Origin of the sequence: Hungatella sp. SL.1.14 (genome assembly GCF_024460495.1) — a bacterium.
GTDB classification, from domain to species: Bacteria; Bacillota; Clostridia; order Lachnospirales; family Lachnospiraceae; genus Hungatella; species Hungatella hathewayi.
This window is the reverse complement of record NZ_JANFYJ010000009.1, coordinates 115,599-141,763: the sequence shown is the minus strand read 5'-3', so window position 1 is coordinate 141,763 and position 26,165 is coordinate 115,599. Positions and strand designations below refer to the sequence as shown.

The 26,165-nt window shown below is 46.5% G+C and carries 30 protein-coding genes; 20 read left to right on the top strand and 10 right to left on the bottom strand.

The features are described 5' to 3' along the window. Positions 1 to 209 precede the first annotated feature (209 nt). From NE473_RS11925 to NE473_RS11910, 4 genes are all read right to left on the bottom strand, one after another. Positions 210 to 476 (bottom strand): PqqD family protein, encoded by a 267-nt coding sequence (locus NE473_RS11925; protein WP_055650407.1) that lies wholly within the window; start codon positions 474 to 476, stop codon positions 210 to 212. 15 nt (positions 477 to 491) lie between these two features. Further along, positions 492 to 1,535 carry an S-adenosylmethionine:tRNA ribosyltransferase-isomerase gene (locus tag NE473_RS11920; protein ID WP_070102799.1) on the bottom strand — a complete coding sequence of 348 codons (1,044 nt, stop codon included), beginning with the start codon at positions 1,533 to 1,535 and terminating at the stop codon, positions 492 to 494. A 61-nt stretch (positions 1,536 to 1,596) separates the two neighbouring features. Continuing rightward, positions 1,597 to 1,752: an exodeoxyribonuclease V subunit alpha gene (locus NE473_RS11915; protein ID WP_242866148.1), complete on the bottom strand. Its 156-nt coding sequence runs from the start codon at positions 1,750 to 1,752 to the stop codon at positions 1,597 to 1,599. Beyond that, positions 1,730 to 2,311, bottom strand: a complete 582-nt coding sequence (locus NE473_RS11910; RefSeq protein ID WP_055650409.1) for an accessory gene regulator B family protein — start codon at positions 2,309 to 2,311, stop codon at positions 1,730 to 1,732. Before NE473_RS11910 ends, NE473_RS11915 begins: the two co-directional genes overlap by 23 nt. A gap of 204 nt (positions 2,312 to 2,515) precedes the next feature. On the opposite strand from NE473_RS11910, the gene NE473_RS11905 reads away from it, so the two are divergent. Together NE473_RS11905 and NE473_RS11900 are read left to right on the top strand one after the other, a co-directional pair. Next, on the top strand, positions 2,516 to 3,823 hold the full coding sequence (locus NE473_RS11905; protein WP_242866150.1) for a sensor histidine kinase: 1,308 nt from the start codon (positions 2,516 to 2,518) through the stop codon (positions 3,821 to 3,823). 12 nt (positions 3,824 to 3,835) lie between these two features. Beyond that, positions 3,836 to 4,588 carry a LytR/AlgR family response regulator transcription factor gene (locus NE473_RS11900; RefSeq protein ID WP_055650411.1) on the top strand — a complete coding sequence of 251 codons (753 nt, stop codon included), beginning with the start codon at positions 3,836 to 3,838 and terminating at the stop codon, positions 4,586 to 4,588. A 77-nt stretch (positions 4,589 to 4,665) separates the two neighbouring features. Here the strand turns inward: NE473_RS11900 and NE473_RS11895 are convergent, their stop codons facing one another. After that, a complete protein-coding gene (locus NE473_RS11895) occupies positions 4,666 to 5,547 on the bottom strand; it encodes a Cof-type HAD-IIB family hydrolase (RefSeq protein WP_256265262.1) in 882 nt (293 codons plus the stop codon). Positions 5,548 to 5,733: 186 nt separating this feature from the next. On the opposite strand from NE473_RS11895, the gene NE473_RS11890 reads away from it, so the two are divergent. The 7 genes from NE473_RS11890 to NE473_RS11860 all read left to right on the top strand — a co-directional run bounded on the left by NE473_RS11890 (position 5,734) and on the right by NE473_RS11860 (position 11,458). Continuing rightward, positions 5,734 to 5,934, top strand: coding sequence for a dTDP-4-dehydrorhamnose 3,5-epimerase family protein (locus tag NE473_RS11890; protein ID WP_055650413.1), 201 nt, complete (start codon positions 5,734 to 5,736; stop codon positions 5,932 to 5,934). 78 nt (positions 5,935 to 6,012) lie between these two features. After that, positions 6,013 to 6,798 carry a glycosyltransferase gene (locus NE473_RS11885; protein ID WP_432762479.1) on the top strand — a complete coding sequence of 262 codons (786 nt, stop codon included), beginning with the start codon at positions 6,013 to 6,015 and terminating at the stop codon, positions 6,796 to 6,798. An 83-nt stretch (positions 6,799 to 6,881) separates the two neighbouring features. After that, positions 6,882 to 7,658, top strand: coding sequence for a glucose-1-phosphate cytidylyltransferase (gene rfbF / locus NE473_RS11880; protein WP_006771696.1), 777 nt, complete (start codon positions 6,882 to 6,884; stop codon positions 7,656 to 7,658). A gap of 42 nt (positions 7,659 to 7,700) precedes the next feature. Then, positions 7,701 to 8,777, top strand: a complete 1,077-nt coding sequence (rfbG, locus tag NE473_RS11875) for a CDP-glucose 4,6-dehydratase (RefSeq protein WP_006771697.1) — start codon at positions 7,701 to 7,703, stop codon at positions 8,775 to 8,777. A gap of 74 nt (positions 8,778 to 8,851) precedes the next feature. After that, positions 8,852 to 10,198 carry a lipopolysaccharide biosynthesis protein RfbH gene (rfbH, locus tag NE473_RS11870; protein WP_055650415.1) on the top strand — a complete coding sequence of 449 codons (1,347 nt, stop codon included), beginning with the start codon at positions 8,852 to 8,854 and terminating at the stop codon, positions 10,196 to 10,198. A gap of 64 nt (positions 10,199 to 10,262) precedes the next feature. Then, the gene (locus tag NE473_RS11865; RefSeq protein WP_055650416.1) at positions 10,263 to 11,102 is read left to right on the top strand and encodes a LicD family protein; all 840 of its coding nucleotides are present in this window, start codon (positions 10,263 to 10,265) and stop codon (positions 11,100 to 11,102) included. 116 nt (positions 11,103 to 11,218) lie between these two features. Beyond that, a complete protein-coding gene (locus NE473_RS11860) occupies positions 11,219 to 11,458 on the top strand; it encodes a helix-turn-helix domain-containing protein (RefSeq protein ID WP_006771700.1) in 240 nt (79 codons plus the stop codon). Here NE473_RS11860 and NE473_RS11855 read toward each other — a convergent pair. Beyond that, the gene (locus tag NE473_RS11855) at positions 11,455 to 13,032 is read right to left on the bottom strand and encodes a BCCT family transporter (protein WP_006771701.1); all 1,578 of its coding nucleotides are present in this window, start codon (positions 13,030 to 13,032) and stop codon (positions 11,455 to 11,457) included. The genes NE473_RS11860 and NE473_RS11855 overlap by 4 nt on opposite strands. 186 nt (positions 13,033 to 13,218) lie before the next feature. On the opposite strand from NE473_RS11855, the gene NE473_RS11850 reads away from it, so the two are divergent. After that, positions 13,219 to 13,815, top strand: coding sequence for a hypothetical protein (locus NE473_RS11850; protein WP_006771702.1), 597 nt, complete (start codon positions 13,219 to 13,221; stop codon positions 13,813 to 13,815). A gap of 118 nt (positions 13,816 to 13,933) precedes the next feature. Here NE473_RS11850 and NE473_RS11845 read toward each other — a convergent pair whose 3' ends face one another. Next, on the bottom strand, positions 13,934 to 14,911 hold the full coding sequence (locus NE473_RS11845) for a zinc dependent phospholipase C family protein (protein ID WP_006771703.1): 978 nt from the start codon (positions 14,909 to 14,911) through the stop codon (positions 13,934 to 13,936). Between the two features lie 385 nt (positions 14,912 to 15,296). On the opposite strand from NE473_RS11845, the gene NE473_RS11840 reads away from it, so the two are divergent. From NE473_RS11840 to NE473_RS11825, 4 genes are all read left to right on the top strand, one after another. Next, complete coding sequence (locus NE473_RS11840) at positions 15,297 to 16,004, top strand: polysaccharide deacetylase family protein (protein WP_055650417.1); 708 nt, start codon at positions 15,297 to 15,299, stop codon at positions 16,002 to 16,004. A 51-nt stretch (positions 16,005 to 16,055) separates the two neighbouring features. Beyond that, a complete protein-coding gene (locus NE473_RS11835) occupies positions 16,056 to 17,438 on the top strand; it encodes an alanine/glycine:cation symporter family protein (RefSeq protein ID WP_055650418.1) in 1,383 nt (460 codons plus the stop codon). A gap of 344 nt (positions 17,439 to 17,782) precedes the next feature. Next, complete coding sequence (locus NE473_RS11830) at positions 17,783 to 18,301, top strand: peptidylprolyl isomerase (protein ID WP_006771708.1); 519 nt, start codon at positions 17,783 to 17,785, stop codon at positions 18,299 to 18,301. Positions 18,302 to 18,340: 39 nt separating this feature from the next. Then, positions 18,341 to 19,120, top strand: coding sequence for a GNAT family N-acetyltransferase (locus NE473_RS11825; protein ID WP_055650419.1), 780 nt, complete (start codon positions 18,341 to 18,343; stop codon positions 19,118 to 19,120). On the opposite strand, the gene NE473_RS11820 is transcribed toward NE473_RS11825, so the two are convergent. Then, on the bottom strand, positions 19,056 to 19,757 hold the full coding sequence (locus NE473_RS11820) for a hypothetical protein (protein WP_055650420.1): 702 nt from the start codon (positions 19,755 to 19,757) through the stop codon (positions 19,056 to 19,058). The two genes, NE473_RS11825 and NE473_RS11820, sit on opposite strands and share 65 nt — an antisense overlap. Positions 19,758 to 19,983: 226 nt before the next feature. On the opposite strand from NE473_RS11820, the gene NE473_RS11815 reads away from it, so the two are divergent. Then, positions 19,984 to 20,727 (top strand): YesL family protein, encoded by a 744-nt coding sequence (locus NE473_RS11815; protein WP_055650421.1) that lies wholly within the window; start codon positions 19,984 to 19,986, stop codon positions 20,725 to 20,727. Between the two features lie 169 nt (positions 20,728 to 20,896). Then, positions 20,897 to 21,481, top strand: coding sequence for a GTP pyrophosphokinase (locus tag NE473_RS11810; protein ID WP_022033301.1), 585 nt, complete (start codon positions 20,897 to 20,899; stop codon positions 21,479 to 21,481). 98 nt (positions 21,482 to 21,579) lie between these two features. On the opposite strand, the gene NE473_RS11805 is transcribed toward NE473_RS11810, so the two are convergent. Continuing rightward, positions 21,580 to 22,791 carry an ammonium transporter gene (locus NE473_RS11805; RefSeq protein ID WP_022033302.1) on the bottom strand — a complete coding sequence of 404 codons (1,212 nt, stop codon included), beginning with the start codon at positions 22,789 to 22,791 and terminating at the stop codon, positions 21,580 to 21,582. 182 nt (positions 22,792 to 22,973) lie between these two features. Beyond that, positions 22,974 to 23,312, bottom strand: a complete 339-nt coding sequence (locus NE473_RS11800; RefSeq protein ID WP_006771714.1) for a P-II family nitrogen regulator — start codon at positions 23,310 to 23,312, stop codon at positions 22,974 to 22,976. Between the two features lie 285 nt (positions 23,313 to 23,597). Between NE473_RS11800 and ispE the strand changes: the two genes are divergently transcribed. The 4 genes from ispE (at position 23,598) to NE473_RS11780 (ending at position 26,141) form a co-directional block, all read left to right on the top strand. Then, on the top strand, positions 23,598 to 24,503 hold the full coding sequence (gene ispE / locus NE473_RS11795; protein WP_039890803.1) for a 4-(cytidine 5'-diphospho)-2-C-methyl-D-erythritol kinase: 906 nt from the start codon (positions 23,598 to 23,600) through the stop codon (positions 24,501 to 24,503). Continuing rightward, positions 24,493 to 25,170, top strand: a complete 678-nt coding sequence (locus tag NE473_RS11790) for a GntR family transcriptional regulator (protein WP_006771716.1) — start codon at positions 24,493 to 24,495, stop codon at positions 25,168 to 25,170. Before ispE ends, NE473_RS11790 begins: the two co-directional genes overlap by 11 nt. A gap of 6 nt (positions 25,171 to 25,176) precedes the next feature. Beyond that, entirely contained in the window at positions 25,177 to 25,371 is a 195-nt protein-coding gene (locus NE473_RS11785) for a hypothetical protein (RefSeq protein ID WP_006771717.1), read from the top strand. 146 nt (positions 25,372 to 25,517) lie between these two features. Next, positions 25,518 to 26,141, top strand: coding sequence for a TetR/AcrR family transcriptional regulator (locus NE473_RS11780; RefSeq protein ID WP_055650422.1), 624 nt, complete (start codon positions 25,518 to 25,520; stop codon positions 26,139 to 26,141). Positions 26,142 to 26,165: the final 24 nt, after the last annotated feature.

Genomic DNA, 26,165 nt, shown 5'->3' with positions numbered 1-26,165 from the left:
CCATGTGCAGTAATTAGGCATATATCAAGTTACTTTATAAAATTATAATAAATTAACATTTACAGAACTATAATAGTTATTTAAATAAACAAACTATTAAATGGAAATAGCACGCTGATATAATAACTCTGTCCAAAGTGGACGTGCTGCCAATACGGGTTTTGTATAAACTTTCTTCATGTGAATACCTCCTGTTGTTCTGCACATGTCTATGGATTTACGCTTTCAATTAAATCATAGTCCAACATACTATTGATCATTTCTTCTACATCCTTTTCGGCGATGTCTTTTGTAACAGCAAAGCATCGTGTTATTTCCTGTACAATATCCTCTTTTTCATTAACACCATCAATCATATCCCATATAAGACTCCCGACATCATTAAGAGGGAAAAAAAAGCCTGAAGCTTCATCTTTTATTGTTACTTTGTTTTCATTAAATGCCCAGCTAAGACTTTCTCTTTTTGTATATAGCATGAAATACTCCTCCTGTCATATATATAAAGCACAATCACCAAATTCCAAAAATCCATATTCTTTTTTTACGGCCTCTTTATACATATTTAAAACGCCTTCTACACTTTTTCCAAATGTACAGGCCAATATTAGGTTGGTTGTTAAAGGGGGCTGAAGATTACTGATCATAGCATCTGAAAAGAATGGTGAATAACCAGGGTAAATATATAAATCTGTCCAATCTGTTTCTGCAATTATCTTTCCGTTATGCTTTTTCGCAACACTTTCGATTGTTCGCATAGCAGTTGTGCCAATTGCAAAAACCTTTTTACCGTTTGCTTTAGTTTCATTTAGTATTTTTGCTGTTTCATCATTAATGCAGTACCATTCTTCATACATTTTATGTTCAGCCACGCTAATCCGCTCATGTATAACATCCATTTTGTCTAGCCTGCCCACATGCAGGGTCACAAAAACAATATTGACCCCCATTTTACGTATCCGCTCAAGCAATTTATCTGTAAAATGCATTCCAGCTACAGGCGGTTGCATGGATCCCCATTGTGTTGCATAAATTGTTTGATAATCTTGTTCATGATTTAATTTTTGTGGTAAATATAATGGAAGATAAAATTCTCCATTCCTGTTGGTCCAGTCCTCAAATTCTTCTGATTCATCGAATTGAAACAAATAACCTGTTCCAAATGAGTTCTTTTCTATTACAGTAGCTTTCAATTTTTCGTTTTTTCCAAACAAAAATTGAGTTCCGGGTTTTAGTGAGCGGATACTCTCGATACTGCAATCCCAAAGAAGCCTGGACTTTCTTGATGTCAATTTTATCTCTAACTGTGCTCCTGTATCACAATTGACGCCGCGCAGTACACAGGGAAATACCTTTGTATTATTTAGAACAATACAATCTCCTGGCGAAAGATATTCTATTATATCACTAAAAATTCTATGCTCTATTTCTTGTGAATTGCGATGATACACTATCATTTTTGCGGCATCTCGCGGCTCGCAAATCTGTTTGGGAACGAGATTTGTGGGCAGATTGTATGTAAAATCTTTAATATTCATTTTAGAAATTTCAGCCTCCTTATTTTTTAGATGAAGTGAATTTTTAAAATACCACAATATATTATTCTCCATCTTTATGGTAATTCAATATAAATTTAATTACCTCATCTGGAACTTTCCTTTCATGCATATTTACTGGAAAACTCCTTCCAACAGAATCCGTGGAAATTTGCAGCAACATTTTTTGGATACGTTTAACAATTTTTTCTTTCATCATTTAGCACCTCTTTTTCTTTATATTTAGGAAGCAATGTTATCGCTTCAAGAATAACTGGTGATACGATTAGTCCTCTTAGATCAGGGAAAAGAGCAGAAATCAGTAAAATACAAAACAAGAATGTGATTGAATATAGTTTTTTCTGGATTATTTCTTTGCATGAAAAATATTCAATATTAATGCTTTGAGGTACCCATAATAAGATCTCTACAGTACAAATAGCAAAAATGAATTCAATTATTGGAAGAGAAAAAGTAAAGTAATCATTGGCAGCCAGAGAAATGCCCCATATTCCGGTCATACACAGAGTACAGCCGATATTACTCTTAACATGTCGGCCTCCAGCCTGTAAACGGAACATACAAAATGTAAACAAGATTATAAGAGTTTCTTTTCCTTTCCCGATCAATAGGCCCGCAAAAGAAATGATAAGGAGCTTGATTGAGTTTTCTAAGAAAAGTTCCATACCATATTTTAATACGGCCGTTTCTTCCGCTGATTTTGGACTTATATGATTCAGCCACAGAATGAGTTTGGAAGATATGGTTGAAATATTCATCTGTATCACCTCTTTATTATCACTATAGCAGAAAAAAATATATGATAATATTTTCTCAGCAAATGTTAAATTTTTCTGCCTGAGCGTAAATTGTGTCAATGAAAAAGATAATTTTGCAAGAAAAATAAAAAGTTATTCGTTTACATTTTAAGAGGAAAAGAATAGAATAAAAAAGGAAAAGGGGTGAGTTACATAGTGGAATATATGATATATTTAATCAGCGGCAGCATGTGCAGTTATTTTTCTTGCGTATTTTTGCTGCCATACCAGTTGCAGATGAAACAACGATTAATAGTTTTTACATATATTTGTTTAATTAACACTTTTTTTTATCGGATAATCGGGCAGACGGTCACTTTTCTGGCTGTTGGAGGTGCCGTGCTGTTGATTCTGGCATTTACTAAAGGAGAGATACTTAGCACTATTTGTTCTTTATGGGGGTATTTGTATTCAGTTACTTTTAATTATTTGTTTCAATGGTTAATAAGTGTTATTTTTAATTTGAATATAGAAACAATGTTTAACGATGAAGTTCTTGCTATAAGTTTCGCTGTTTCTTACTGTATATATTGTGGTGTAACAATAAAACGTTTAGGAAATTTTATACGCCCAAAGCTGAAAGAAATTAAAAGCGTATTCCGGTCTGACAGGGAGCTGATGGTTGAAGTATTTCTTTATATGGTATTAATTACATTTTTATTTATTTTTAATATTTCATACGGTGATTATCTGGGATATAGTTACGGAATGATTGCTTTATCAGGGATCATATTTCTTATGCTATTTATGATGACAGGTTTATTGATTTTTACTATATACAGGAAGACATTATCTTACCAGCAAATGAAGAGCAGAGAGGCTCAGTATGAGAATTCGCAGCGTTATACAAAAAAACTGGAAGAATCCTATAGCGATATGCGTAGATTTAAACATGACTATTTGAATATTCTGATCACGTTGGAATGTTTTATCAGTGACAACGATATGCCTGCTCTGAGCACATATTTTTACAATAAAATCATGCCGACGGGACATGGACTGGAGGGGAAGGATACTAAACTTGATTCTTTGAGCAGAATCGAAAATATGGAATTAAAGAGTCTGGTTTCTTCAAAACTGATTTATAGCATTGGGCTTGGAGTCTACACGGAAATCGAGGTAAAAGAGCAAATTATAGAACTTTTTATGGATTCCCTGGATCTGGCAAGGGTTCTTGGAATTTTTTTGGATAATGCTATTGAAGCTGCGTTAGAAACCGATGAGAAACTCTTGAAATTTTGTATGACCTATAAGAAAAATAGTTTAGTGATTCTGGTTCAAAATACATCTATCCCTTTGCCTGTAAGCATTTCGGAAATTAATCAGCCGGGGATTTCTGGTAAGGGCGAAAACCGGGGAATCGGGTTAGCTAATGCTACAGAGCTTTTGGAAAAGTATTCAAATGTTATCTGGGATACCAATTTTAAAGAACCATTTTTTACACAGTGCCTGACAATAGAGAATCCTGGTTGATGAGGGAAAACTATGATAAATATTTACTTGTGTGAGGATGATGATGTACAACTGAAGCGTTGGAAGGATATTATTAAAAAGTATTTGATGATGCATGATATGGATATGGAATTGTATTGTTGGACAACACAACCTGAAGAGCTTCTGAGACATTTAGAAATGGCTGATTCTGTGGGCCTTTATTTCCTTGATATTGATTTGAAAGCAGAGATGGACGGACTGAAGCTTGCTCGAAAGATACGCGTCTATGATCCCCGTGGTTATCTTGTATTTATTACTACTCATGATGAAATGGCCTCTATGACATTCAAGTTGAATGTGGAAGCCATGGATTTTATATTAAAAGATGAACCAGGAAATCTGGAAGAAAGAATGACGTCTTGTATGGAGGCAGCCAGTAACAATTATCATAGATATTTAGTGACGAAAAACAGAAGGCTGATTATAAAGGCGGATCATAGTTCTGTTCAAATGGACCAGGATGATATCCTTTATATAACGAGCGGAGAAAATTCTCATTCGATTGAAATATATACATGGTATGGTGTCAGGAGAATGTCAGGTACACTGAAAACGGTAGCTTCTCATTTAAACGAAAGCTTCTGCTTTTGTAACCGCTCTACACTGATAAATATAAGAAATATGAAAGAGTATTGTGCATTGAACAGGACAGTTACTATGAAGAACGGTGAAAACATTCAAGTTTCATATCGAATGGTAAAAAGTATTTTACGAATTTTAGAAGAACAGGACAAAAACGTATAAAAACCATAAAAATTGCCAAAACGGTTAGTTTTGGCATTGGTGTCATAGTTACTTTTAGAATTAAAAAAGTTTATCTGTCACAAATTTATATCCTTTTCCCCAAACACATACTTTCGGATCGCCCATGCCACGCCGTCCTCCGCATTGGACTTCGTAATGTATTTTGCCCGTTCACGGATACAGTCCATGGAATTAGCCATGGCCACGGTCCAGCCGAATTCCGGTGTAAACATGGAGATGTCGTTGTCGCTGTCACCGAGTACCATGACGTCCTCCAGGGAAATGCCTTTCGCGGCAGCGTAGGTCTTCAATGCGCAGCCTTTCTGAGCAGCAGTGTTGGTCAGTTCGATATTATTGGGAAATGAGGAAGCCGCCGCTAAGTCCGGATAGTCCCCAAACGCTTGTTTCATGTGAATTACCAGATCACAGTCCAGGTCATTTCCACAGATTTTGTAGATGTCTGTGGCGGCAGGAATTTCGCTCAAATCCCGGATGAAGGTCATGCTGTCCATACGCTCCCTGGCAGCAGCCTGGATCTCATCGGGGATTTCTCCCTGAAATGGGGCGCGGTCATTTAAAAAACCGTAAAACTCCATAAGCTTTTTTTCAGGATCGGCAGTGGAGTAGCGGCCCCGGGAAGTCAAAATATCCATGGGGGCGCCAAACTCTCCGAAAACGTGGCTGATATCCTTTAAATTCTGGCTGTTCAAAGGAAGATTAGCCATCTGCGTCCCATTCTGGTCATAAATGACGGCTCCGCTCAAACAGATATAACCGCAGGAAATGCCGCAGCTCTCTATCATTCCCTTAGCATCGTGAAGGTCGCGTCCGCTGCAGATTAAAAATTCCACGCCATAGTCGGACAGGCGGTGAATCGCGTCGATATTGGCCTGAGAAATATTTGTATATGGGTCAAGAAGGGTGCCATCCATGTCGGAGGCAATCAGTCGAATGCTCATTGGTACATGCTCCTTTATTGGTAAATTCTGATAATAAGATTCCTTTTCATAGCTTATACTAAAAAGAGATATTCGTCAATGAATAAACTTGACTGTGACCCGACGTCACCCTGTATACTCCGGTTAGCAGAGTAAATGGTTAGCTGAGTATAAGCCCGGCTAAGTAAAAAATCAGGAGGAAAAGGAATGGGTGGTTTTAGGTTTGAGCAGTGCGGGAATATAGAAGGACTTTATCTCGTTGAGCCGCAGGTGTTTGCAGATGAGAGAGGATATAACTTTGAGGCATACCATGCCGGCAGCTTCCGGGAGGCGGCCCATGAGAATGTGATGGACGAAACAGGCTCCGGCCGGATGGAACACCAGAAATTCTTTCAAAATAATGAATAGGGTAGATTGTTTGAGGCGGTTTATGGTATACTAGGAACACTTAGTGAGGTAAGAAACCACGCATAGAAAGAGTAAAATATCATGAAGCCACATACATTTGCAGTCTGCGCATACCGCGATTCTCCATATTTAGAGGCGTGCATCCGTTCCCTGAAGGGGCAGAGCGTGCCGTCGGATATTATTCTCTGTACTTCCACACCCAGCCCCTATATTATGGATATGGCGGACAAGTACGGCATTCCCGTTCATGTGCGCGAAGGAAAGAGCAGTATTATGGATGACTGGAACTTTGCCTACCATATGGCAGATTCCAGTCTCGTGACGATTGCGCATCAGGACGATCTGTACCAGAAGGATTATGGGAAGCTGCTTCTGGAGTCCTGGAAACGATATCCCGATATGACGCTGTTTACAGGCGGGTATACGGTGGTGAAGGGGGATACGCTTGTTAAATTTGAGAAAGTAGAATTTGTCAAACGATTCCTGCGGCTGCCGCTGCGGCCGCGCTCACTCAGCCACTTGCGGGCCGTCAAGAGAAGCGCGCTGCTGTTCGGAAATTCCATCTGCTGTCCGGCGTGTACGTACAACAAGGAACTTTTGGGGGAGCCGCTTTTTGACTCGCCGTATCACTTTGCACTGGACTGGGACACGCTGTGGAAACTGGCAGGAAGAGACGGCCGCTTCATCTGCATCGAACGGCCGGTCATGTATTACCGGGTCCACGAGGAGGCCACGACAAAGGCCTGCATCAGAGACAACAGCCGGGCGCGGGAGGAAGCGGAGATGTTTGCGAAGATATGGCCGAAGCCCGTTGTGAAGTTTCTCATGCATTTTTACCGAAAAGCATATGAGGAATATGAATAAATTGCAGCTGCACAGCCGTACGGCTGTCAGCTGCAGAAAAGGTTCGAAACAGTCATGATAAAAAGAAATTGGAGGATAGACAGATGAAAGTTGTACTGCTGGCCGGTGGATTAGGAACCAGAATCAGTGAAGAGAGTCATTTAAAGCCGAAGCCCATGATCGAGATCGGAGGCAGGCCGATTTTATGGCATATTATGAAATATTATTCCGAATTCGGTTTTCATGATTTTGTGATATGCCTCGGATATAAACAGTATGTGGTGAAGGAATTTTTTGCGGACTATTTCCTTCACACATCGGATGTGACCTTTGATCTTGCCAATAATAAGATGGAAGTTCATAATAACTATTCTGAGCCATGGAAGGTGACACTGGTAGATACAGGCCTGAATACGATGACTGGCGGAAGAATCAAACGGATTCAGCCGTATATCGGCGATGAGCCGTTTATGATGACGTACGGCGACGGCGTGTGTACCGTGGATTTGAATGCTCTTGTGAAGTTCCACAAGGAGCATGGAAAGACAGCCACCATGACGACGGTGAACATCGCACAGATGAAGGGGGTTCTGGACATCAGCGACGACAACGCGGTCCGTTCCTTCCGTGAGAAGGATGAGAAGGATGCCAGCCTCATCAACGGCGGTTTTATGGTTCTGAATCCGGAGATCTTCTCGTATCTGGAGGATGATACCACCGTATTTGAGAAAGAACCGCTGCAGCGGCTGGCCGCAGAGGGGCAGCTGATGAGCTTCCATCACACCGGATTCTGGCAGTGTATGGATACGCAGCGCGAGATGCAGAAACTGGAGGCCTTATGGCAGACAGGAGCGGCACCGTGGAAGATCTGGGAAAACTGATGCCGGAAAAGGAAGAAGGAATACTGAGGCAGGAGAATTGATATGAAAGAATGGACAAAGGAAATGCAGCAGGAATTCTGCGCATTTTATAAAGGAAAAAAAGTACTGGTAACGGGCCATACCGGATTTAAAGGAGCCTGGCTCACGCGTATGCTTACGAACGCCGGTGCTGTTGTAACGGGATACTCTTTAGAGCCGCCGACAGACCCCAGCCTGTTTTGCGTCGCCGGAATTGAGGATACGATGGAATCGGTGATCGGAGATATCCGGGACCTGCCTCATCTGATGGAGGTGTTTGAACGTACACAGCCGGAACTGGTATTTCATTTGGCGGCACAGCCCATCGTGCGGGATTCCTATAAAGACCCGGTCTATACGTATGAGACGAACGTGATGGGTACGGTCCACGTGCTGGAGTGTATCCGGAGGAATCCGTGTGTGAAGTCATTTTTAAATGTGACTACAGACAAGGTATATGAAAACAGGGAGTGGGAATACGGCTACCGGGAGTGCGATCCCTTAGACGGATTTGATCCTTACTCCAACAGCAAATCGTGTTCCGAACTGGTGACGCACAGCTATGCGAAGTCCTTTTTTGCGGACGGCCATACGGCTGTATCCACATCCAGAGCGGGCAATGTAATCGGCGGCGGTGATTTTGCCAATGACAGGATTATTCCCGACTGCATCCGGGCGGCGACGGCCGGCAGAGAGATCGTAGTCAGAAATCCTTATTCTACACGGCCATACCAGCTGGTGCTGGAACCGCTGGCGATTTATATGGCCATCGCCATGAAACAGTATGAAGATTTGAACTATCAGGGATACTATAATGTGGGCCCGGACGACAGGGACTGTGTGACGACAGGTGAACTGGCGGATCTCTTCACCGATTTCTGGGGCGGCGGCATCACCTGGGTGAACCGGTATGACGGAGGCCCTCATGAGGCAAATTTCCTGAAGCTGGACTGTTCCAAAATTAAGAAAACCTTTGGCTGGAGACCTCGCTATAGCGTGAAGGAGGCCGTGGAAAAAACGGTGGAATGGACAAAGGCTTATCTGGCCGGCGAAGACATGCTGGCTGTGATGGACAGACAGATAAAAGAATTTTTTTCATAACAGGAAAGAGACGCGCTCCGGCGCGGGAGTCCGGCTTAACGGACTCTTGATTCTAGACAGAGAGGAATGATACAATGTTTGAAAATAAGACAGAGCAGGAAGCGAAAAAGCAGATCCTGGATATGGTAGAAGCTTACTGCGATACCTATCACAATCAAAAGAAGCCGTTCAAAGAGGGAGACAGGATCCCCTATGCGTCCCGTGTATATGACAGCAGTGAGATGGTGAATCTGGTAGACAGTTCCCTGGAATTCTGGCTGACTTCCGGCCGGTATACGGATGAATTTGAAAAGGAACTGGCCGGATATCTGGGCGTGAAATACTGTTCCCTGGTAAATTCGGGTTCCTCCGCGAATCTCGTTGCCTTTATGACGCTGACGTCCCCGCTTCTCGGCGAACGGCGGGTGAAACGTGGCGATGAGGTGATCACCGTAGCTGCCGGTTTTCCTACCACAGTGACACCGCTTATCCAGTACGGCGCGGTGCCGGTATTCGTGGACGTGACGATACCGCAGTACAATATCGATGTGACGATGCTGGAGGAGGCGTATTCGGAGAAGACAAAAGCCGTGATGATCGCTCATACGCTGGGCAACCCCTTCGATCTGGCGGCCGTAAAAGCATTCTGTGACCGCCATAATCTGTGGCTGGTGGAGGACAACTGCGACGCTTTGGGAACCAGATATACCATTGACGGCGAGGAGCGGCTGTCCGGTACCATCGGCGATATCGGTACCTCCAGCTTCTATCCGCCTCACCATATGACGATGGGAGAGGGCGGGGCTGTTTATACGAATAATCCGATGCTGAACAAGATTATCCGGTCCTTCCGCGACTGGGGCAGGGACTGCGTCTGCCCATCGGGAAGGGACAACATGTGCGGTCACCGCTTTGACAGACAGTTTGGTGAGCTTCCGCTGGGATACGATCACAAATACGTGTATTCCCATTTTGGATATAACTTAAAGGCAACCGACATGCAGGCGGCCATCGGCTGTGCACAGCTTAAGAAGTTCCCGTCCTTCGTGGAACGCCGCCGCCATAACTTTGACAGGCTTCGCGACGCGCTTTCAGAGGTGGAGGGACAGCTGATCCTGCCGGAGCCGTGTCCGAATTCAAAACCAAGCTGGTTCGGTTTCCTGATTACCTGCCGGGAGGGCGTAGACAGGAACGGAATTGTGCAGTACGTGGAATCACGGGGCGTGCAGACCAGAATGCTGTTTGCAGGCAATTTAACTAAGCATCCGTGTTTTGATGAAATGCGTGCGGCAAAGTCCGGATACCGGATTGTAGGAGAGTTAAAGAACACCGACCGGATCATGGCGGATACGTTCTGGATCGGAGTATACCCGGGCATGACAGATGAAATGACTGATTATATGGCCGCAGCGATTATAGAAGCAGTAAAGAAAAACAGCTAGACGAAAGAAGCCCGGACGTGGGGATTCGCTTAAGACGTTCCTGGCATGGGGAGAAGGAAACCAAATGGAGAATTACGATCTTACAAAGGTCCATGAGGCGAACCTGGCTATTTTAAAGGAAATTGACCGGATTTGCCGGAAATACAGGATAAAGTATGTTCTGGATGCGGGAACCCTTCTGGGGGCCGTGCGCCACAAGGGCTTTATCCCGTGGGATGACGATGCGGATGTGGCATTCACGAGGCCGAACTACGATGCATTTTTAAAGGTGGTAAAAAGAGAACTGCCTGAAGGCATGACGCTGGTGGAGCCAAAGGACCTACGGGGCGGGAAGGCATTTTTCGATTTCACGGCCAGGATTATCTATGAGAAGAGCCAGATGCATGAGGATACGGAAGAGATGCAGTATTACGGAGGCAGGCTGAATCACCTTTGGGTGGATTTATTTACGATTGACGAGCTTCCGGACAACAAGATTGCTTCCACCTGGACGCTGTTTCTGCACACAGTGCTTTACGGACTGGCTATGGGTCACCGCTATAAGCTGGACTTTGGAAAGTATGGTGCGATGGGAAGAATCTGCGTGTGGCTCCTTTCCACTGTTGGCAGGCTGATTCCCATGAGCGTTATTCGAAAGCTTCAGCATATGGCGGCGGTGAAGGACAGAAAAGGTAAGAGCCCTCTGCGCTACTACAGCAATTACCAGCCGGATTACTTATATGTGACGCTTCAGAAGGTGTGGTGTGAGGAAACGGTAGATCTGCCGTTTGAGGATACAAAGCTCATGGCGCCAAAGGGCTGGCATGAGGTTCTGACCTGGATTTACGGCGATTACATGACCCTGCCGCCGGAAGAGAAGCAGGTGCCCTCTCACTCCAGTATGAAAATAAAAATCATGGACTGATTACTTAATGTCTACTGAGCGTATACTGCGCTGGAAAATATTTCCAATCGGACATTATATCGACCGAATTCTACAATTTTTTTAGATACACTAAAGAAAAAAGGAGGGATTCGGTCATGACGATATGCGAAGCAACCAGTAAAAGGATTGAACAGTTATGCAGACAGAAGCGTCTGACGGGATATTCTCTGACCTTTCAGGCAGGGATGCCGCCATCAACCTTTAAGAGTATTATGAATGGAAAGAGCAAGAACCCCGGAATCTGCAATATCAAAAAAATCGCCGATGGCTTTGGAATGACCATCCGCGAGTTCTTTGATTCCGATTTGTTCAACGATCTGGACCAGGACGATTAATTCGCCCTGGTCTTTTCAGGTTTCTTTTTATTTTCGTCAGGTTCACCGCCTTCGCTGTGGTCCAGATATTCTTTTGCATCTTTAAAGAAACTGAAGAGTATCAGCAGTATGATGATCCCGATGGGGAATGCCGCAATGATGGATACGGTCTGCAGATTCGCCATCGAGTTCTCCGAGAAAATGAGCGCGATGGGAAAGAGCATCAGCAGGATGGCCCAGAACAGCTTCACGTGCTTGTCAGGCTGGGCGTCGGGCGGCAGTTCCTTATAGGAATAGGAAGAAGCCACCATGGTCAGTGCATCGAAGGACGTCGCGTAAAAGGCGATCATGGTTACAGCCAGAAGGATAAGGCCAAGTTTTGCCAGTGGAAGTGTCTCGAAGACAGCCATAATGGTCTGATACAAATCTCCGGTTGAGGCATAGATCCCCATGACGTCCAGATGTCCCTTGGTCTGCAGCGCCAGGCTGTAATTGCCGAGGATGATAAAGGAAGTAAAGGTTCCGGACAGTCCAAAGAAGTAGCCTCCGAGAACGGTCTGCCGGATGGTGCGTCCCTTGCTGATGGTTCCGATGAAGAATGGCGTGGCCACACACCACACCATCCAGTAGGCCCAGTAGAAGATGGTCCAGTTCTGCGGGAACGAGGAGGTGCGCAGCGCATCGGTCCATGTGGACATGCCGATAAAATTCTGCACCATATTGCCGACAGCCGTGATTCCGGTCTCGATGGTATAACGGGCCTCTCCGCCGCCGATCAGCACGTAGAGCAGCAGGCCGAAGAAGAGCCAGGTACAGGAGGCGGCCAGCTTGGCAATACCCTTCATACCGAAATACACGGTGATGGTGTAGATGACGCAGATGATGACAAGAATGGCGATTGTCAGCATATTGGACTCCGGGATACCGGTCACACGGCTGATCGCCATGGAGAGCAGCGGAGTAGCCAGGGAAAATGTAGTAGCCGTTCCTGCCAGAAGTGCAAATACGGCGATCAGATCGATGATTTTTCCTCCGATTCCGTCCACGTGTTTACCAAGAACCGGGCGGCAGGCTTCGGAATACTTCTGTTTCGTGCGCTTCTTTACATGGAGCATAAAACCGAAGGCCACGGCCAGCACCATGTAAAAACTCCAGGGAATCGGTCCCCAGTGGAAGAGGGGATAGGTGGAAGCCCAATCCTGAAAGGCCCCCATGTCCGCGATGTGAGGTTCGTTGGCATAAAGCACCCACTCGCAGAGGGAGTAGAAGAGAATGTCAGCCGCAAGTCCCGCTGTAAACATCATGGTTCCCCATTTAAAATTGGAATACTGCGGTTTTTCTAAATTTCCCAGCCGGATCTTTCCGTATCTGGAAAATGCCATATAGAGGGAACAGAGAAAGACGCCGAGGCCAATCAGCAGATAGTAGCTTCCGAACTCATTGCCAAGGAAGAAACGGACCTGTGACAGCATGTCGGTTGATTTCTGAGGGAACACCATAAATAAAAGGCATAGTATGATAATACAGACAAATGGGATTATGGTCGTAACCCAGTCTAATTTCTTAATCAGGTATTTTTTCTCGTCCTGGTCCATGATAGTACCTCCTAAATGTTCAAAAAAGTAAAAATAAAAATGATATTGAACATGATACCATGGTTATCCAGAAAATGCAAGAATTAATTGTGAAGATTTTCTGACTTTTTTCCAAAACCACTACAAAAATGAAGCGCCATCCGATATAATAGCCTCGTGCAGAAAAAAGGAGGACGGAATTTGACCATGAAGAAAAAAGTGTTAATTATATGCGGAATTGCGGCGATGCTGCTGGCTGGCTGTACCAAGAGCAATATTGTTACAGGAGGACCAGCGGAGCCGGTATTTGAAACCCAGGAGGGGATTGTACTGGACTGGGGACAGATCGGAGACGATCTGGATGAACAGTATCTGAATAATGAGGATTATCCGAAGGCGGTTAGCATCAATTACAGCGTGGACCCGGATAAGAAGACGATCGATTTAACGCTGATGATGAACGCGGGAGCGACCACGGAGGAAGCGGTGGACTTTGCAAACGCCGTTGTGAGAACGATCAATGACGAGGCGGCTGTTCAGGACTTTTCCATCGAGACATCCACAGAAGATTCCTATGGCGGATTCTTTCAGGACTATACGCTGAATCTCATCGTAATGCCTGACGGCATGATGACAGACAAGTCTGTATGGCTGGTGAATATGACGATTCCGGCAGGGTCTAATGAGGCCATTGTGCCGGCAGAGGGCGCGAAGGTCATGGAACCGACATCAGCGGAAGATGAGATGGGGGAAGACATGGACGGTGATATGGAAGACGACGGCGCGGAGGAAGGCCAGGAATAATTCCTGATACCGTGTGGTGTGAATCAGAACCGGGAATCAGTCAATTTATCATGTAGATATCATGCAGCAAAAAGGTGCAGCAGCGAAATTTTCATTCGCGTCTGCACCTTTTCCCATCCTAGGATACTGCCAGGCCGCTGTGGTAAGAGTAGTTGCCCAGTTCCTTCAACAGCGTTCCATGGTCCTGATGAGAGAGCGGAGTGGCTGATATCAGCTCTTCATTAAATAAGTAAAATACATCGCTGCATTTGCGCATGGACTGGTGGAAAAGGTCCGGAAACGATGCCTGGGAAGCCAGACGCTTATCCCATGGATTACACCAGGTCTCATGATCCAGATTCATGGCTTTTACCGGATCCGGCGGTATGTCCGTGACCAGCTTCTTAGAGGCGATGGGATTCTTGAGAAAGAGATTTTCCACCACCGCAATGCTGTTCCTCTTGCGGCTTCTGGGATCGGCCAGGGTACGGCAGCCGATGCGCATGGCAAGAATGGAGCGGGACACCATCCGGGGCGTCACGCGAAAATTATTCCGGTAGTTGATCGGATAGTAGGCTTCGTTGATGCAGGAGGCGAGAAAACCGGAGATAAACTGCGTCTCCAGCCCGTTTAAGCAGATGGTCGCCGCCTGGTTAAACTGGGACGGCTTCTTCTTTTTATATTTCATAAGAAGAAGAGCGTCTATGTCATTCTCCAGCGTGGCATGAAGACCGTGGTAGTAGTTTCCTGAATTCTTGATGTCGTACTCAATCCGGCCGTACACGTAAGGATGGCAGATGGAATCGGCAATATAATGGCAGAAATAACCGCTTAAGTAGGAGATAGCCTGCTCCCGCTGCTGTTTCGACTCGATGGTGGCCATGTGGTTTAAACATACGGAAAAGAAGGTGCTGACATGGTTCTCATGCATATAGGAGCCTACGTTTCGATAATCGCGGTGGCGCAGGATCGGAATGTTGTAGAAAAACATATCGGGGCCCTGCAGGCCTAACTGATAGAGCCAGCGGTATTTGGAGATAATCCGTCTTAGCTGGTTATTTGGAAGATCATTGTATGCTTTGACGCCTAGAAGATAATGGGTGGTAAATCCGGGCATGTAATCACCTCTTGATGGAGTATTTTGGGGAACAGTCAGAGAGCATGGATGAATAAATCCGGCTAAACTGACAATCCCGGGCAGTGCCGCCGGAATGCAGATGCGCCGGCCGACGGCCCTATACGCACATTATACCACATCCCGCCTCTCATGGTGTAATATATAGTGTGATTTTTAATGGAAATTTTATTCCTTATTTATTTAAGGAATAGCCTGCGGATCCATACGGTCCTGAGGTATGGAGATGCCGGGCAGCGGAAGAAATCACGGAAAACAGATGCCCGCTCTGCAGGATTGTGGTAATATAACCTTTGAACGCAGCCGTTCTGTTTGCGAACAGGGCAGGAAGCTGCAGAACTGAAAGAAGAAAAGGGGGAGAGAATCCATGTTTCATGGAAAAATGAAGGCGCTGACCTTCAGCTACGACGACGGGGTGACACAGGACCGGCGGCTGGTGGAACTGTTTGACCGTTATGGACTAAAGGCGACATTTAACATCAATTCAGAACTGCTCGGAAAGCCGGGAACCCTGTGGAGGGAGAATATGTGGGTGGATCACAATAAGATCCGGCCGGAGGAGGCTGCGGAGCTCTATCGGAATCACGAGGTTGCCGTGCATACGCTGACCCATCCTCATTTGACGGAACTGGAAGAACCGGAGATTATCCGCCAGGTGGAGGAGGACCGGATCAATCTGGAGCGCCTCACTGGCAGGCCGGTTGTGGGCATGGCCTATCCCGGAGGCGGTATCAACAACGATGAGCGGGTGGCAGAAGTCATACGGAAGCACACGGCCATGAAGTATGCCAGGACTATCACATCCTGCTATCATTTCGATCTGCAGCAGGACCTTCTCCGGTTCCAGCCGTCTGTTTATCACATCGAGTTTGACCGGATGGCTGAGATGGGAGAAGCATTTTTAAAGCTGCAGCCGGATAAACCGCAGATTTACTATATCTGGGGGCACAGCTACGAATTTGATTACCACGATACCTGGGGGGAATTTGAAAAATTCTGTCAGATGATGAGCGGCCGGGATGATATTTTTTACGGGACCAACCATGAGGTACTCAACAGCCTGTACCATGCATAGAACGTTGTCTCTCCGAATAAGTCTTAATAAAAGCAATTTGGAGCGGCATCGATGATACATAGAATTCATGAGCTTGTCTGGGGGCCATGGCTGCTGGTCCTGTTTCTGGGGATTGGCATTATTTACACGGTGAAGTCCGGGTTCTTCCAGATCCGGAGGCTGCCGTACTGGTGGAAAATGACCATCGGAAGCATACGGGAGGAGGAGCTGGAAGAGGACGGCGCCGTGACAAAATTCCAGACGGCCTGTACGGCTCTGGCCGCTACCATCGGGACAGGAAACATCGTAGGAGTGGCGACGGCGCTCACTGCCGGAGGTCCGGGAGCGATCTTCTGGATGTGGGTGTCCGCCGCCATCGGAATGATGACAGGCTATGCGGAAACCATGCTCGGAATCCGCTACCGCTATCGGGATAAGAAGGGAAAATGGGTCTGCGGTCCCATGGTGTACCTGGAACGCGGAATGCATATGCCGTGGCTGGGGATGGTGTACAGCTTCCTCTGTGTCATGGTGTCTCTGGGAATGGGCAGCATGGTGCAGTCCAATTCCATTGCGGAAACCTTCCGTTATACGTTTGATAGCCGGCCGGAGGTGGTGGGGGTGATTCTGACGGGAACTGTATTTCTCGTTATTTTTGGCGGAATCGGGCGGATTGCCATGGTATCCGAACGGCTGGTTCCCATATCTGCAGGGATTTACATGCTTTTTTCCATGGTGGTTATCATGTCATGCTACGATCAGATCCCCGCCGTTTTTGTCGCGATTTTCCGCGATGCGCTGAAGCCGGGGGCGGCTGTTTCCGGCGCTGCGGGATACGGAATCTCAAGAAGCCTTCAGTACGGGATGTCCAGAGGCGTATTTTCCAACGAGGCGGGACTGGGCAGCATGGCGGTTCTGCATGGGGCGGCTGAGGAGACGACGCCGGAGCAGCAGGGCATGTGGGCCATGTTTGAGGTGTTTTTCGACACCATTCTGATCTGTACGATGACTGCCCTGGTGATCCTCTGTATGACCGGCGGCGATGCGGCGGGCTCCGGATATGACGGAGCGGCACTCACAGCCTACTGTTTTTCCAAACGGCTTGGCGGTGTGGGGGAGTATCTCGTGTCAGCGGCGATGATGCTGTTCGCATTTGCAACGATTATCGCCTGGTATTATCTGGGACGGCAGGCATCGGCCTATCTGGCCGAACGGCTGAAGGAGCACAACCGCTGCCTGCTTCTGTCCCGGATTCTGCGGGGCAGGGCGTATACGTTCCTCTATCTGGGGGCAGTATTTTTAGGCTGTGTGGCCAGGCTGGAAACGGTATGGGAGCTGTCCGATATCTGGAACGGTCTCATGGCGCTGCCTAATATTGCGGCTCTGATCTTTTTAATGAAGGAAGTGACTTTTCCGAGGGGAAAAGGAGAAGAGATACGGACTGAAAAAACCTGACAGGCTGGAAGCCGAAAAGAACCTCTCCGCTGCGGAGAGGCTCTTTTTATATATTTGTTTGAAAAAGGGAGGAGAGCTGATAATAAATTATCAGCTCGAGTATTATGAAAAAAATCTTATAAGCTATTTATTTGTTTACAATTAAAGTATATCCATGAATCATGAAGAAACCATGTTATTTATGTAAAAGGTTTTTGAATGAAATTTAAACAAAATATGAACGAAAGCCGAAAAACTCCGATTTACTGTCTTCCGTCTTGAAATGTCAGGACAGATTTGGTAAAATACTTTCAGATTGTACAGAATACAGAGTGAAAGGTACAGAGAAAGGAAGAATTAATCATATGAAGAATCCGGTTGTAACAATAACCATGGAAAACGACGATGTCATGAAAGCCGAACTTTATCCTGAAATTGCTCCGAACACGGTAAATAATTTTATCAGTCTGGTAAAAAAAGGTTTTTATGACGGACTGATTTTCCACAGAGTCATTAACGGCTTTATGATTCAGGGTGGCTGTCCGGACGGAAACGGAATGGGAGGCCCGGGATACTCCATTAAGGGGGAATTCAGCCAGAACGGATTTTCCAACGCGTTTAAGCATACAGAGGGTGTATTGTCCATGGCCAGAGCGATGAGCCCCAACTCCGCAGGTTCCCAGTTCTTTATCATGCATAAGGTTTCCCCGCATCTGGATGGCGCCTATGCGGCCTTTGGCAAGATTATTGAGGGAATGGATGTCGTGAATAAGATCGCCGATGTGCGCACCGATTATAACGACCGCCCGATGAAAGAGCAGAAAATCAAATCCATGACGGTGGAGACTTTCGGCACAGAGTATCCGGAACCGGAGAAGTGCTGATTACAGAGTGTGTAATAGAAAGAGACAGAGGATAATTGTATGACAGAGAGACGAACCGTGTTGATCGGCGGTACTCCGTATCCAGTCACCATATCCAGCGAACAGGAGGTCCTGTCGGCCGCGTATGCGGCAGGCGGGGCCATCCTTGGTTTATGGGACAAAAACAGAAGCGGTCAGAGCCTTTCTCCGGCGGACTATGTCGTGGAATGTATGGAAGACGTCGATGAAGAGTTCCTGGAGCGGGTAGTGAGAAGACGTTTTCATCTTCCATGGCTGATCGCAGAGACAAAGCGGCTTATCATCCGGGAGTTTACGGTGGAAGACGCCGCGCACATGGCGGCGGGGGAAGCGGGACCCGGTGATGATATTTTTTTCAGCAGTGAGAAACTGGCCGCATATATCGACAGCCAGTACCGGTTCTTTGAATACGGAATCTGGGCACTGGAAGAAAAAAAGAGTAAAGCCGTGATCGGAAAGGCCGGGCTCTTTCAGCCGGACTGGAAATTTGATGATGCAAAGGCGTTCGGACCGGGGGGTTTCCAGGCAGAAATTCTGCCGGCGCTAAAAAAAGAAGATACCCCGCTGGAACTGGGGTATCACATCTTTTCACCCTGGAGGCGGTCCGGTTATGCCAAAGAGGCCTGCAGGGAAATATTAAATTACGGTACCGGCCGTCTGGCCAGCTGTATCTGTGCGGTCATAGAGGAAGAGAATACGGCGTCCATCCGTCTGGCCGAATCGCTTGGTTTTCGTCTTACTGCTCAAAGATATAACGGATCAGCTGGATTGCTGTATCTGTATGAGGCGAATTACTCATAACGGTGAGAACCGGATTATCCAGAATCAGGCCTGTCTTTTCTCCAAAGGAGGTATCTTCCAGCCGGAGGCCGCAGAACGATTCCTGGCCGGTCTCTGCATTGGTGACCGGATAGAGGTAATCCTTTACCTGTTCGTATAAATCCGGAGGAAGGGCTTCTTCCAGATTGAGAAATCCATCCATCTCTCCGTAATGATCAATGACATCCGGTCGGCCGATCATTACGTCTAACCCCTTGCTGGAGATCATGGCGGTGAGCTTAGCCAGTTCGGCATAAGAGTATTCGTTCATGGCTGATTCATCAAAGGCAGGTGACATGGAGTAATCCACATCAATCTTCGTATTTTCATCAAGACCGATAAAGGCGCGGAAGCCTTCATTGAAATACTGGTCAACAGTCAGCGCATCGCTGTCGTAGCGGCTGTTTAAGACTGCGCAGCTCAGTGCGGTGTCAAACCGGTTGTTATACATGGCGCTTCCGATGGAACCCACCAGAAATACAGCGATGATAACCCCGATGATAGGAAATTTGTAATATTCCCAGATATACCAGAATTTGTCTTTGAAAGACATCTCTTTCAGCTTGGCGGCTTCCTCATGCAGCCGTTCTTTAAAGGTAACATTTTCATAAGGTGTCATGGATAGTCAAACCTCTTTCGTGAATTAGTCAGTCCGGATACCACCGGTACCGGTTGAGCAGCCGGCAAAAGATCCGGACCAAAGCTCATTGTATACCACATTATACCACAACACCGGCATAATAATTGTGAAATTTTCATGAAATAAAGAAGAACATTTGCTTTTTGGGACAGGATTCGTTATAATACTCTGTAATGCTACTAAGGAAAGAGAAGGGGTACGACTTATGCTGTCTGGTTTTTTTAATTATGATAATCCCGTCTGGCGTTTTATCGGGAAGTTTGGAGATCTGATCATACTGAATGTTCTGTGGTTTGTATGCAGTATTCCCATATTTACAATCGGAGCGTCGACGACCGCGGTCTATTACGTAACGTTAAAGCTTGCAAGGAATGATGACGGGTATACGATCCGGTCCTTTTTCAAATCCTTTAAGGAGAACTTTAAGCAGGCGACCATTATCTGGCTGATCCTGCTGGCCGTAGGTCTTATTCTGGGGTTTGACATGCTGTTCTTTACAAGAGGCGGCTTCAACCTGTCGCAGCAGTTTAAGACTGTCATGGTGACGATTTTTCTTGCGATGTCCATTATATATCTGGCGATTATGACTTATATATTCCCGCTTCAGTCCAGATTTTATAACACCATTAAGAGAACCTTTTTCAATGCGTTTTTCATGTCCATCCGTCATTTATTCCAGACGATCGCCATCATCGCAATTGATGTGGCCGTGGTAGTGGCGATGATGATGATTCCGCAGATTATGATGTTCGGCGTTCTCTTTGGATTTCCGCTTCTGGCGTTTATTAACTCCTATATATTATCTCCGATCCTTCAGAAGTACATGCCGAAGGAAGAACGGGAAGACGGTGAGATGAGACCGATTTTTGCTGACGAGGAAGAGAATTCGAAGACTGCAGGGCTGGTAAAAGAGGAAGATGCCAAAACGGAAGAGACGGCAGAGCAGTAATTGATGACAGGAACGGTTTTATTTATTATAGAAGAAAGCGTTGTGATTCTGATCAGAAAAAGTTCAGAAACCACAACGCTTTTTTTAGAATTTGGACATGGGATGGACACAAAAAAGAGGTATACTGAACATCAGTATGGTTGGTTTTAAAAAATCCGGGAGGTGGCATATGACGGAAGAGGAGTATGTTGTGTTTATCCAGCCTTATGAGGATGCGCTGAAGAACATACGCGTCCGCGTCGAAGTATTAAATGACGATTACCGGCGCAAATACCAGAATTATCCCATTCACCATGTGCAGGACAGAATTAAAAAGAAGGAAAGCATTGAACAGAAGCTGGCGCGCAGAGGCTGCGAATGCGATGTAGAGTCAGCCAGGGACTGTCTGACCGATATTTCAGGAATACGCGTGATCTGCTACTTTGTACGTGATATTTATGCAGTGGTGTCTCTGCTCAAGAAACAGACCGATATCGTTGTGATCAAGGAGTGTGACTATATCAGCCATCCCAAGCCCAACGGCTACAGAAGCTATCACATCGTGTTTGGCGTCCCCGTCTATCACACGGACGGCATGGAGTATTATCCTGTGGAGATTCAGCTTCGAACCATGTCCATGGACTTGTGGGCGAGTATGGAGCACCGCATCTGTTATAAGGGAAGCCGGAATACGGAAGCGAAGGCGGCCCGGGAATTCCGGGAATATGCAGAATATTTAAAGAATATGGAAGAGGAGATGGAGGGGTATTTATAAGGAGTATCCCAGTCTTCCGATGAACAGTCATACCCCCGTCAGCAGTATTCTGCCGGCGGGGGTATGATGAATAGGATAATATGAGGGAAAGCGTGTGTTTACTTATCAATCCGGAAGCCGGAGTATGCGGTCATGCCGTGTTCATGCATATCCAGTCCATCCAGCTGTTCCTGATCGGTTACCCGCAAACCGATGGTGAGTTTGATTGCGGTGAAGATGATAAAGGCCAGTACCGCCGTGTATACAAGAACGGATGCGACTCCGATGAGCTGTGCGATAAACGTACAGCCCTCGCCAAATACGCCGGTAAGGAGCGTGCCGACGAGACCGCAGCAGCCATGGACGCCGACCGCACCGACCGGGTCATCAACGCGGACCACCTTGTCAATGAATTCGATGGCAAATACAACGATAAAGCCGGCGATCACACCGATTATGACCGCTTCGTACGGGGTTACGACGTCGCAGCCGGCGGTGATGGCGACGAGACCGGCCAGAGCACCGTTTAGAGTCATGGATACGTCCGGTTTTCCGTAGCGGGCCCAGGTGAAAAGAAGCGTGACAAATGTGGAAGCTGCAGCCGCCAGATTCGTTGTTATGGCGATGTCGCCGAGATTCAGCGATGCCGCCGTAGTGGAGCCGCAGTTGAATCCAAACCAGCAGAACCACAGGATGAATACCCCGAGGGCGCCGAGCGGAATATTGTGCCCGGGGATGGCGTTAGGCGTCCCGTCGCTGTTGTATTTTCCGAGACGCGGTCCGACGATCTTCGCTCCGACGAAGGCGCACACGCCGCCGACCATATGGACGGCCGTTGAACCGGCAAAGTCATGGAAGCCCAGTTCGGACAGCCAGCCGCCGCCCCAGATCCAGTGGCCGGTAACGGGATAGATAAAGATGCTGATGGCTGCCGAGTAGATGAGGTAAGAAGAGAATTTCGTCCGTTCCGCCATGGCGCCGGAGACGATGGTGGCGGAGGTGGCGCAGAATACGGTGTGAAAGATCATGAATACGCCGATGGGGAGTCCGTTCAGCATACCATCCGCATCCGCCAGGGAATAAGGATTGAAGAAACCGGATCCGCCGATGATGCCCGCGATATTTTTTCCAAACATGAGAGGGAATCCCAGAATGAAGAAAAAGAGGGAACCGAGAACGAAATCCATCATATTCTTCATACAGATATTTCCCGCATTTTTCGCCCGGGTGAAGCCCGTTTCGACCATTGCAAATCCCGCCTGCATGAAATAAACCAGAAATGCGCCGAGCATGGTCCATATAATATTCATTAATAAGGTCGTGTTTTCCATAATGTTGCTCCTCCTGAACTGTTTTGGTAAACGCCGCCAGAATCCTGAATGGATGAGAAAAGGGGATAACCGCTTACCTGCCGGCAAGCAATTATCCCCTTTGATAATTGATAGAATGGATTCTGTATGGAGTTTGAATGGATACGGTCAGCCGTATCGTGCCGTCTGCGCAGAACGCGCCGTTACAGTGCCCCTCGTCCGTGCTCTCCGGTGCGGATCCGGATGGCATCCTGCACATCGTAGACGAAGATCTTGCCGTCGCCGTAGTTTCCCGTATTGATCTCATCGACGACCGCATCGATGATGGGATCTGCCAGTTCCTTTGGAATCACGGTTTCCACCTTAACCTTTGGAAGCAGGTTTACATTGTACTTGGTACCGCGGTACATCTGTGTATACCCCTTCTGGTTGCCGTAGCCCATGACATTGCTGATCATGATGCCGTTGACCTTGCAGCCTTCCAGAATCGCCTTTAAATTCTCCAGCTTTTCCGGCCTGATGATGATTTCCAGTTTTTTCATACAGCATATCCTCCTTTATCGTGTTGACAACAAAAACGAGGGCAGTTCCGCAAATGGAACGCCCTCGTTCGATATTAAACATTATACATTTCTGAACATAAATGTCAAATACATTTTAAAACGGAATAATTAGAAAAGTTTGTGAAATATTGACAACATTATGCGGTCACAAAACTTAGAAAAGACTTGTGCTTTTTCCTCTTTCGTACTATACTTAATACTGTATACAAAATAACGAAAAAGTACAATCTGAAGAGATTAAGAAAATGCGAGGTATTTATGCCTATGATAAGACATCTTGGACTTAAGGCCTACGGGAAGATTAATCTGGGGCTCGACGTTCTTGGGAAGAGAGAGGATGGATACCATGAAGTCCGCATGATTATGCAGACGGTGGGACTTTATGATAAGATTGATCTTTACTTAAAAGAGACGCCGGGGATTACCGTAGAGACGAATTTATACTATCTTCCGGTGAATGAGAATAACCTGGTGTACAAGGCGGCGAAGCTTCTCATGGACGAGTTCCATATCAACCACGGAGTTACCATTCATTTAAAGAAGTTTATTCCGGTATCCGCCGGGATGGCGGGGGGCAGCAGCGATGCCGCGGCCGTGCTGTTCGGAGTGAATAAGATGTTTAATTTAGGGCTTTCCATGGAAGATTTGATGAAGCGCGGTGTGAAGATCGGAGCGGATGTTCCGTACTGTGTGATGCGCGGAACTGCGCTCTCAGAGGGGATTGGAGAGATTTTAACTCCCCTTCCGCCGGTTCCCCAGTGTCAGGTGCTGATTGCCAAACCGGGGATCAGCGTGTCCACTAAATTTGTGTATGAGCATCTGGATGCCGCATCTCTGCGCCCGGCGGATCATCCGGATATTGACGGCATGATCGCGGCCATTAAGGACCGCGATATCTATGGCACGGCTTCCCTTCTGGGCAATGTGCTGGAGACGGTTACAATCCCGGAATATCCCGTTATCGCGGAGATCAAGGAACGTTTAAAATCACTGGGAGCTGTCAATGCGCTGATGAGCGGAAGCGGCCCCACTGTTTTTGGAATTTTTACCAGCCCGAAGGCGGCGGAGGAGGCTTACGAGGAGATGCGTTACGGCAGGTCCGCCAATCTGGCAAAATCTGTATATCTGACTAATTTTTATAATACAAAGGAGGTTTCCCATGGGAAATGATCTGAAGGTGAACATGAATGAATATCTGCCGCTGCGCGACGTGGTCTTTAATACGCTGCGTCAGGCTATCTTAAAGGGAGAACTGGCTCCGGGTGAGCGCTTAATGGAGATACAGCTGGCGGAACGGCTGGGGGTTTCCAGAACACCGATCCGCGAGGCCATCCGAAAGCTGGAGCTGGAAGGGCTGGTTCTGATGATACCGAGAAAGGGAGCCGAGGTTGCGAAAATCTCCGAGAAGAGCCTGCGGGATGTCCTGGAGGTTAGACGTTCTCTGGAGGAACTGGCTATTGAGCTGGCCTGTCAGAGAATGACGGAAGAAGAGATCAACAGTCTGGAACAGACCCAGGAGGAATTTAAGAAAGCGGTGGCCAGGGGAGATGCCATGAAGATCGCGGAGACCGATGAGACGTATCACGATGTCATCTATAAAGGCACCGGCAATGACCGGCTGGTACAGATTCTCAATAATTTGAGGGAGCAGATGTACCGTTACCGTCTGGAATACATCAAGGACGAAGACAAGCGTCAGATTCTCCTTCTCGAACATGACAAGATCTTAAAGGCCGTGAAGATGCGCCATGTGGAAGAGGCAAAGGAAGCCATGAGGGAACATATCGATAATCAGGAAATTACCGTTTCCAGAAATATCAAAGAGCAGGAGGGCTAAAGAGGCATGATGACGTTTAAGGACCGGTATTTAGCAGGTGAAGTCGAATTTGAGGCGATCGACGATTACGTGGAAGAGTGGAACGGCAGTGACGATCCGAGGACACTGGCCCAGTTTTTAGGACTGAATGAAGAAGAGGAAGACGTCTGGATTGAGGAAAGTGATGAAGCACTTCAGGCCCTTCTCGACAGTAAAAAATAAATGGGAATAAAATTTATAAAAAAAGTATAACCTTTATTGACAAGGTGACAACATGTCATTATAATAAGTGACAGGTTGTCACTTTTTGCATTTCTGAGAAGGCTGGCCGGAAGGAAAAGTGAGAACAAACAGTAAGGGGTGAAAATATGCCGACAGAACGATTTAACAAATTGCCGGAAGAGAAGAAAAAAGCGATACGTGATGCGGCCATGGAAGAGTGTATCCGGGTTCCTTTTGAAAAGGTTTCCATTAACAAGATTATCCAGAATGCGGGAATATCCAGGGGAAGCTTCTATACTTATTTTGAAGATAAGCGTGATGTGGTGAGGTACATATTCAGTGATACCGCGGATAAGCTGAAGGATTTCTGGACGACATCGGTGGTCAGCAACGGAGGCGACTTATGGTCCGCTTCAGAGGAGCTTCTGGATCAGGCCATTACATTTGCCCAAAAAGGGAAGACATTCCAGATGCTGCAGAGCTTTGTGCTCTACCAGGACTTCGATAAAATATTTTCTGAGGTCCACGGCGGCAATCATATGGGAGAAAAAAAGGGGAATGAGATACTGGCAGCGCTTTACGAGGTGACGGATAGAGCGAATTTCCAGAAAACGGATATGAAATCATTTGCTCTTCTCGTCTCCATGATCATGGCATGCGTCATGGAAAGCATAGGCTGGTATAACCGGCATATGGAAAGTGAGGAAAATATTAAGAAAATTTTCCGGGAAAAATTAGAAATACTGCAACATGGAATTTGTAAACAGTAACTAGAATAATCTGTGTGATGAAGT

Bases quoted from the DNA above. Each gene is read 5' to 3' on its own strand.
- NE473_RS11810 (WP_022033301.1), top strand. From the start codon at position 20,897: ATGACGGAAGAGGAGTATGTTGTGTTTATCCAGCCTTATGAGGATGCG.
- NE473_RS11800 (WP_006771714.1), bottom strand. From the start codon at position 23,312: ATGAAAAAACTGGAAATCATCATCAGGCCGGAAAAGCTGGAGAATTTA.
- NE473_RS11840 (WP_055650417.1), top strand. From the start codon at position 15,297: ATGTTTCATGGAAAAATGAAGGCGCTGACCTTCAGCTACGACGACGGG.
- NE473_RS11830 (WP_006771708.1), top strand. From the start codon at position 17,783: ATGAAGAATCCGGTTGTAACAATAACCATGGAAAACGACGATGTCATG.
- NE473_RS11780 (WP_055650422.1), top strand. From the start codon at position 25,518: ATGCCGACAGAACGATTTAACAAATTGCCGGAAGAGAAGAAAAAAGCG.
- NE473_RS11825 (WP_055650419.1), top strand. From the start codon at position 18,341: ATGACAGAGAGACGAACCGTGTTGATCGGCGGTACTCCGTATCCAGTC.
- NE473_RS11925 (WP_055650407.1), bottom strand. From the start codon at position 476: ATGCTATATACAAAAAGAGAAAGTCTTAGCTGGGCATTTAATGAAAAC.
- NE473_RS11890 (WP_055650413.1), top strand. From the start codon at position 5,734: ATGGGTGGTTTTAGGTTTGAGCAGTGCGGGAATATAGAAGGACTTTAT.
- NE473_RS11855 (WP_006771701.1), bottom strand. From the start codon at position 13,032: ATGGACCAGGACGAGAAAAAATACCTGATTAAGAAATTAGACTGGGTT.
- NE473_RS11905 (WP_242866150.1), top strand. From the start codon at position 2,516: ATGATATATTTAATCAGCGGCAGCATGTGCAGTTATTTTTCTTGCGTA.
- NE473_RS11835 (WP_055650418.1), top strand. From the start codon at position 16,056: ATGATACATAGAATTCATGAGCTTGTCTGGGGGCCATGGCTGCTGGTC.
- NE473_RS11785 (WP_006771717.1), top strand. From the start codon at position 25,177: ATGATGACGTTTAAGGACCGGTATTTAGCAGGTGAAGTCGAATTTGAG.
- NE473_RS11920 (WP_070102799.1), bottom strand. From the start codon at position 1,535: ATGAATATTAAAGATTTTACATACAATCTGCCCACAAATCTCGTTCCC.
- NE473_RS11845 (WP_006771703.1), bottom strand. From the start codon at position 14,911: ATGCCCGGATTTACCACCCATTATCTTCTAGGCGTCAAAGCATACAAT.
- ispE (WP_039890803.1), top strand. From the start codon at position 23,598: ATGATAAGACATCTTGGACTTAAGGCCTACGGGAAGATTAATCTGGGG.
- NE473_RS11900 (WP_055650411.1), top strand. From the start codon at position 3,836: ATGATAAATATTTACTTGTGTGAGGATGATGATGTACAACTGAAGCGT.
- NE473_RS11850 (WP_006771702.1), top strand. From the start codon at position 13,219: ATGAAGAAAAAAGTGTTAATTATATGCGGAATTGCGGCGATGCTGCTG.
- NE473_RS11910 (WP_055650409.1), bottom strand. From the start codon at position 2,311: ATGAATATTTCAACCATATCTTCCAAACTCATTCTGTGGCTGAATCAT.
- NE473_RS11820 (WP_055650420.1), bottom strand. From the start codon at position 19,757: ATGACACCTTATGAAAATGTTACCTTTAAAGAACGGCTGCATGAGGAA.
- rfbH (WP_055650415.1), top strand. From the start codon at position 8,852: ATGTTTGAAAATAAGACAGAGCAGGAAGCGAAAAAGCAGATCCTGGAT.
- NE473_RS11865 (WP_055650416.1), top strand. From the start codon at position 10,263: ATGGAGAATTACGATCTTACAAAGGTCCATGAGGCGAACCTGGCTATT.
- NE473_RS11790 (WP_006771716.1), top strand. From the start codon at position 24,493: ATGGGAAATGATCTGAAGGTGAACATGAATGAATATCTGCCGCTGCGC.
- NE473_RS11815 (WP_055650421.1), top strand. From the start codon at position 19,984: ATGCTGTCTGGTTTTTTTAATTATGATAATCCCGTCTGGCGTTTTATC.
- rfbG (WP_006771697.1), top strand. From the start codon at position 7,701: ATGAAAGAATGGACAAAGGAAATGCAGCAGGAATTCTGCGCATTTTAT.
- NE473_RS11895 (WP_256265262.1), bottom strand. From the start codon at position 5,547: ATGAGCATTCGACTGATTGCCTCCGACATGGATGGCACCCTTCTTGAC.
- NE473_RS11805 (WP_022033302.1), bottom strand. From the start codon at position 22,791: ATGGAAAACACGACCTTATTAATGAATATTATATGGACCATGCTCGGC.
- NE473_RS11860 (WP_006771700.1), top strand. From the start codon at position 11,219: ATGACGATATGCGAAGCAACCAGTAAAAGGATTGAACAGTTATGCAGA.
- NE473_RS11915 (WP_242866148.1), bottom strand. From the start codon at position 1,752: ATGATGAAAGAAAAAATTGTTAAACGTATCCAAAAAATGTTGCTGCAA.
- rfbF (WP_006771696.1), top strand. From the start codon at position 6,882: ATGAAAGTTGTACTGCTGGCCGGTGGATTAGGAACCAGAATCAGTGAA.